Origin of the sequence: Acaryochloris sp. IP29b_bin.137 (genome assembly GCF_028285745.1) — a bacterium.
Classification (GTDB): domain Bacteria; phylum Cyanobacteriota; class Cyanobacteriia; order Thermosynechococcales; family Thermosynechococcaceae; genus Acaryochloris.
This window is the reverse complement of the sequence record NZ_JANQOP010000238.1, coordinates 21,468-27,817: the sequence shown is the minus strand read 5'-3', so window position 1 is coordinate 27,817 and position 6,350 is coordinate 21,468. Positions and strand designations below refer to the sequence as shown.

General features: G+C 50.2%; 5 protein-coding genes. 3 read left to right on the top strand and 2 right to left on the bottom strand.

Annotation, left to right across the window (positions count from 1 at the left end):
- Nucleotides 1-33: 33 nt before the first annotated feature.
- Entirely contained in the window at nt 34-609 is a 576-nt protein-coding gene (locus Q0991_RS16980; protein ID WP_299490456.1) for a hypothetical protein, read from the bottom strand.
- A gap of 79 nt (nt 610-688) precedes the next feature.
- Here Q0991_RS16980 and Q0991_RS16975 point away from each other — a divergent pair, with 79 nt between their 5' ends.
- Nucleotides 689-1,024, top strand: coding sequence for a hypothetical protein (locus tag Q0991_RS16975; protein ID WP_299490453.1), 336 nt, complete (start codon nt 689-691; stop codon nt 1,022-1,024).
- An 8-nt stretch (nt 1,025-1,032) separates the two neighbouring features.
- Here the strand turns inward: Q0991_RS16975 and Q0991_RS16970 are convergent, their stop codons facing one another.
- A complete protein-coding gene (locus Q0991_RS16970) occupies nt 1,033-3,450 on the bottom strand; it encodes a CPBP family glutamic-type intramembrane protease (RefSeq protein WP_299490451.1) in 2,418 nt (805 codons plus the stop codon).
- A 265-nt stretch (nt 3,451-3,715) separates the two neighbouring features.
- Here Q0991_RS16970 and Q0991_RS16965 point away from each other — a divergent pair, with 265 nt between their 5' ends.
- Together Q0991_RS16965 and Q0991_RS16960 are read left to right on the top strand one after the other, a co-directional pair.
- Entirely contained in the window at nt 3,716-4,438 is a 723-nt protein-coding gene (locus tag Q0991_RS16965; RefSeq protein ID WP_299490449.1) for a lipid-binding SYLF domain-containing protein, read from the top strand.
- Between the two features lie 11 nt (nt 4,439-4,449).
- Nucleotides 4,450-6,126: a phospholipase D-like domain-containing protein gene (locus Q0991_RS16960; RefSeq protein ID WP_299490447.1), complete on the top strand. Its 1,677-nt coding sequence runs from the start codon at nt 4,450-4,452 to the stop codon at nt 6,124-6,126.
- Nucleotides 6,127-6,350: the final 224 nt, after the last annotated feature.

Below are 6,350 nucleotides of genomic sequence, written 5' to 3'. Positions count from 1 at the left end.
CAAAAGCAGATTATTGCCGCGTTGTTGATGAAATTAAGCGGGATTGGGAAAGTTAATGGCTACGAAGAAAAGTTTGTCGGATTTACTACGGGAAGAAGCGACTAAAACGGCGACCTCTGAGCAAAAAGGTGACGCTAAGCCAGCCGCATCAACGACCCAAAAGAAGGCTACATCTGCCAAGAAGACCACGACTAAGAAAAGTACAGCTAAATCAGCCACGGCTAAGAAGACTGCGGCTAAAAAGACAACCACGGCTAAGGTGGCAGCATCCACCACCAAGAAAGCAACAGCTAAATCAGCATCAGCGACTAAGGCGGCTTCTGCGACTAAGGCGACTGCATCCACCGCCAAGAAAGCAACAGCTAAATCAGCATCAGCGACTAAGTCTACTGCCTCAGCAGCAAAGAAAACAGCTGGGACAACTGCTACTAAAGCCGCCGCATCTCCAGGGAAAAAGGCAACTGCCAAACCAGCATCCACTACCAAAAAAGCACCAACACCCCGAACGAGTCGGAAAGCAGCGACGGCGAAGAAAGCGACCACCGCAAAGAGAACAACAGCGAAACCCACTTCAACTGCAAGAAGTAGCGCTACCTCAACGGTCAGCAAGAACGCTCAATCCGAGTTAAAACTGAAAGTTAGCACTCTGACTAAGGATTTAAAAGCAGCTCAAACCAAGGAAACGGCTTTGCAAAAGAAGGTGGCCCAATTGGAGGCACAGCTGGCAGAACAGAAAACTGCCCTGACGGCATTGCAGAAGTCGTCGAGCCAAACGGCTGCAATTAAGGAGAAGCTGGAGCAAACTACCCAAGATGCGGTGCAATTAGCGCAAGAGAATGATCGACTGCAACAACAGTTGACTGAGCTGCAAGCTAGCTCTACCCCCAGAAGAAGAGCACAAAAGTCATCGGCATTAGTGACTTCACGCAAGAAGACAACCAATACTCGATCTATTTTTCATCGACCCGTGCGATCAAATCAGGCTCCTCCCAACAAGTCTTTTGATACCTGGTGTTACGACTAGAGCTTGGCCTAAGTTTTGCTCAGACGCTCCTGTCCCCCTAAATACAGCAACCAAATGGCAACGACTAGCCAGTGAATGATTGTCCCTGGCCAAATTGAACCTGTGAACAAATAGGCACAGGTACAGACAATCCCTAGCAAAGTAGCTAGGGATAAAAAGGTGGGATTGAAGAAAGTTGGATCACCTGCTTTATAGAAGGTGCGGGCATTGAGGGGATGATACAGCACAAAAAGCATTAGGCTAAATCCTGACCAAAGTAGCACCGTCAGCCACCATACTCCTTCTTGTGGATGGGGAATCAGTAAACAGCGAAACAGCAATTCTTCTACTAGGGCAGGCATGGCTAGAGTGCCAACCCAAATCTGAATTTGGAAAGATCTCGGATAAGCAGAGCGTTGAGGAGGGGACAAAAATCCTGTTTTTTTACCCCAAGTCAGAGCGATCAAACCATACCCCCCTAAAAGCAACCCTGAGACAAGCCAGCCCATCAGAGTTGGCAAGGTTGAAGTAGCTTCTACCAATCGAGAAAAAGAAAAGGAAACGATGGGCCACTGTCCAAATAATTCTGTGGGGGCCAGAGGGCTAATATCCGGATCCCACCCGCCGACCTGATTGGTGTTGAGGAACCAGAGCGGGGTGCCTTGATTGAGAAAAATACGAATGATTTGATCCTGGGCCACCCGCGGAATCAGCGTTCGCCAACTGAGGACTTGGGCTAAAAAATCATCAGCGTGGCTAAAGGTTTGGGGTGAAGCGATACCCACTGCCACTTGGGCATTTCGCTGCCAATCTCTCCGAGCAATACCTAGGGGGACGAGTTCTCTCTCTAGGGTATTCCCTAACGTCGTTAATGTCTGAAAACGGAGTGTTTGAGGAGCTTGAGGATGCTCGGCTAGCCATGTCTGAATCCCTGGGGACTGTTGCACCTGATATTGGATGCGCTTAATCGTTTGGTAAACGGCCTGGCTGGAATCTTGCACGCAAGACTTAGCAGGGGTGACCAGCGCCGAACCGGTCCCATCCCCTATTCGATAGCGGGCCGCCATTAGTTGCAGTTGCGTCTTTAGCTCTGATAAGGGATCTAAGACAATCTCACCAAATTGATAGGGCTGAGTGAGGGCCTCGGACTTGACCAGTACATCCAAGACTGGACGACTGCCTAGCCATCCTCGATTAAGGTGGCCCATATATTCAGCCCAATGGGTGGGGCCAGCTACGATTCCTTCAGGATTGTGGGCGTAGACCTGTTGGTATTCAATATCGAATTGTGGCTCTCCGGTAAAGGGATCTTTGATAATTGTGGCAACACCATATCCAAAATGTCCCGTGATAGTGCCGATGACGGCTTGCGGCTCTGCTTTTATACCGCCAATGCCGCCAAAAAGATGAATAACTAAGGCTTGATCCCCTACCTGCCACTGCTCTAAGGCTGCTTTCGGGCTGCGGTGCTGGTGATCAACCATGGCCCGTCGGAGGTTTCCCTTATGTTGTTCAGTTTGCTGCCAAACTTGGCGCTTAAAGTAATGCAACCCTGCACCTGTGTTAGGAAAGTAGTCATCGGGCCGCAGTTGAAACAGGGAACGAGGTGCGATCGCACTCACGTCAAACATCTCCTCCGTATTCGTTGAACCATAGATATACCAGCCAGCCTTGCCCGCTGGGGAAGTGGCTAATTTTCTAGGGGTAGATTGAAACACCCCCGCAGAGTTAGGTTGATCCTGGTGAAGGTGAACTACTTCTGCTGGGCCGTTAAACCGTTGGGTGGTGGGATTATAGTGACGAACCCGAGTCAACTCGCTGGGACAGGGAGAGGGACCAGGACATTGCTTGGGAACGGATTGAGCGGTTTGAACTGGACCTAGGATTCTGACCAGTCCGTAGTGGATACCAGGGACTTGCACTGGATCTTCGGAGATTTGGAGGTGAGGGGCAGAACCCGATACGACGCGTACCTGTTTCAATCGCACCCAGACATTATCGGTTGGTCTGGCACCCGCCAAAGATTGCAGGGGACCCACCTGGGGACGTCCATCTAACCGCTGGGGGTGAATATTGCCTCGCTTCAGGCTTTGGTGGGCCTCTGCCGAGAGTTTGACATCTTGCTGCACCCCCTTGACCCGAGCTTGCACCTCAGGATTGGCTTGCCACTCTAACCGCACTTTTTGACCGACAAAATCAGAGTTAGGACTATGGTGCACCTCGAACCACACCCAGTCCACAGTATCTGCCTGGGGCGGTAGGATGAGGCGACCCACCCATTCCCCCATCGGGCGATAAAGATTGTCCTCCATGGTCGAGACCGGGCGAGGGGGAGATGTCTGAGGGGTGGCCCTATCTAGATGGAGCAATCCCCAGCAAAAACAGAGTATGACAGCCATCAGACCCAAGGTCCATCGAGAACGGTTTCGAACCAGTTGAGAGCGCATCTTTGTAGCTAGTGTCGGCGGGGTGAACGAAAAAACAGACCAGAACGATCAAACAACAAGTTTCATCTCAAAACCCTTGCTATTTTATGATTTCGATGCTATCCAATGGCTAGAAAATCAAGGATTGAAACCCGTTTGTTGCGCCTTGGGGTTGTCCATTTCCCCTCAGCCTCCCCACACTGTTTTGTGTCATGGGGATGCTGAAACTTTCCAACAAACCTTTGGTCATTACCCTTATCAGCGTCTTGTTTAGGGAGAGATAGCGATGAAACTCAAGTCTATGGTGGCAATGCCTGTAACCGCAATGCTTGTTGTCACCACAACCATGCCGACGATGGCAGCCACAGATGTGGAGAAGCAGGCCAATGCCGAAAAAATTATTCACTCGTCTCAAAATGTCTTAGAAGAAATTTTGAGCGATCCTAAAACACAAATCCCTACGGAGCTATTGGAGCAAAGCCAGGGTATCGCTATTTTCCCAGGTGTCATCCAGGCGGGATTCCTATTTGGGGCACGTCGAGGGACGGGAGTGATGATGCTCCGACAAGAAGATGGCTCTTGGAGCAATCCTGCCTTTATCAACATCACGGGAGGGAGTTTTGGGTTGCAAATTGGCGCTAAATCGAGTGACATTGTTCTGGTTTTCCCCAATCGCAGCACGGTAAATGAAGTTCTGTCTAAGTCGTTTGATATCGGCGGCAGTGTGTCGGGAACGGCGGGTCCAGTCGGCTCCACCGCAGTCAATCCGACCGATGACTATAGCAAATCACCGATTTTGACCTATGCTCGCAGTAGTGGCCTATTTGGAGGCGTTGCCATTGATGGCTCCAAACTGGGCTTTAACAAAGGTAAAAATCGCGACTTGTACGGCCAATCCATTACCCCTCGCCGAATTTTTAGAGACCCAGACGTCGAATCCCCCGTCGTTGTTGATTCTCTCCGACAGGTCCTCGAAGAATCTGAGTTAGGAACCTTTAGCCGCTTCTAACGTTTTTGCTGATGCAACGGCTGCAATTTGGGTTGGTCTCCGTTGTTTTTCTGGCTGCCATCGGCATTGGGGTGAATCGTTGGCAGCGATCGCATCCTCAATACCAGTCCATCCCACCTCTCCCGCAACATAGCCAGATTCAGGTGTATATGAACCAGAATCTGGCTAATTCTTTTACGGATCCCTATCGGCAGATCACCCGACCTGGGGATGATTTGGAGTCCATTATTGTTGAGCGAATTCAGGCTGCTCAGTCCACGGTTGATGTCGCAATACAAGAGTTGCGATCGCCCCGGATTGCCCAGGCTTTGCGCGATCGCAGACGGGCAGGTGTGCGAGTGCGAGTGGTGTTGGAAAACACCTACAGTCGGCCCATCAGCAGCTTTACCCCTCAAGAAGTGGCTCAGATGGATCCGCGGCAACGAGACCGATATCAAGCCCATATCCAACTGATTGATCAGGATCAGGATGGTGAATTAAGTCCTCCAGAAATCAATGAATATGATGCGCTACAGGTGATTCGCAACGCTGACATCCCTTGGCTGGATGATACTGCCGATGGTTCCGCGGGGAGCGGTCTGATGCACCATAAATTTATCGTTATTGATGGTCAGACCACCTTAGTGACAACGGCTAACTTTACCTTGTCAGGTTTGCTCGGTGACTTAGATCAGCCTGATAGTCGAGGGAATGCCAATTCTCTGATCGTGATAGAGAGCCAACCCTTAGCTCAGGCGTTTACTCAAGAGTTTCAAGCGCTGTGGGGAGATGGCCCGGGACAATCAACAGATAGCAAATTTGGCGTGAATAAACCCTGGCGCCCGGTTCAACCCCTTAGGGTTGGCGATGCCAAAGTGCACGTGAAATTTTCACCTTCCTCTTCCTCTATTCCCTGGTCTCAAAGTACCAACGGGCTAATCGGTCAAACCTTAACCAAAGCGGATCAGACGATAGACTTGGCGTTGTTTGTCTTTTCAGAACAGCCATTGGTTGATCAGCTAGAAGGGAAGCATCAACAAGGGGTAACGCTACGCGTGTTGAGTGATCTTCAGTTTGCGTATCAAAGCTATAGTGAAGTCCTGGATATGCTAGGGCTGGCCCTCAGTCCTTCCCGCAACGGGACCTTAACCTGTAAGGTTGAACCCCGCAATCGACCGTGGTCTCAGCCCTTGCAAACAGCAGGGATACCTCAGCTTTCACAAGGAGATGTGCTGCATCATAAATTTGGGATTGTCGATCGCAAAACGGTGATTGTCGGGTCTCATAACTGGTCAGATGCAGCCAATCGGCTGAATGATGAAACTTTGCTGGTGATCGAACATCCCCTGGTTGCAGCGCATTATCACCGGGAATTCGAGCGTCTATACACCAGTAGCCACCTAGGGATTCCCCCATTCCTGCAAAGCAAAGCACAAGACCATCAGCGCCAATGTGGAGATTTACAGCTGAGTCTGCCCCCATCATCTTTGCCAGGGGAGTCCCCCGCTGCTTCACCCGCAAGCCCGCTTGTTAACCTGAACACCGCCAGCCAAGAAGAGCTGGAAGCGTTACCGGGGGTGGGACCGAAGTTGGCTGAACGAATTATGTTGACCAGACAAGACCGTCCGTTTACCTCGCTTGCAGACTTGGATCAAGTCCCAGGGGTGGGGCCAAAACTGCTGAAACAACTCCAGAATAGGGTGACTTAGTAAAATTCACTCTGGGATTAAGGCAGTCGACAGGGCTTAAAACTATTTTCTATTTTTGCTGTTGTCCAGATAAAATTTTTCAATTGTTTACGCTTCTCCCTGCTGAAACCATAAGAATCAGGAGCAATTATCAATAGTTTTGATCCTTATAGAGTGAGACAGTAGAATGAAAGACTATGTTGATAGGGCTTAAGCATCCATTTTGCTGAACGCACCTTTCAAAG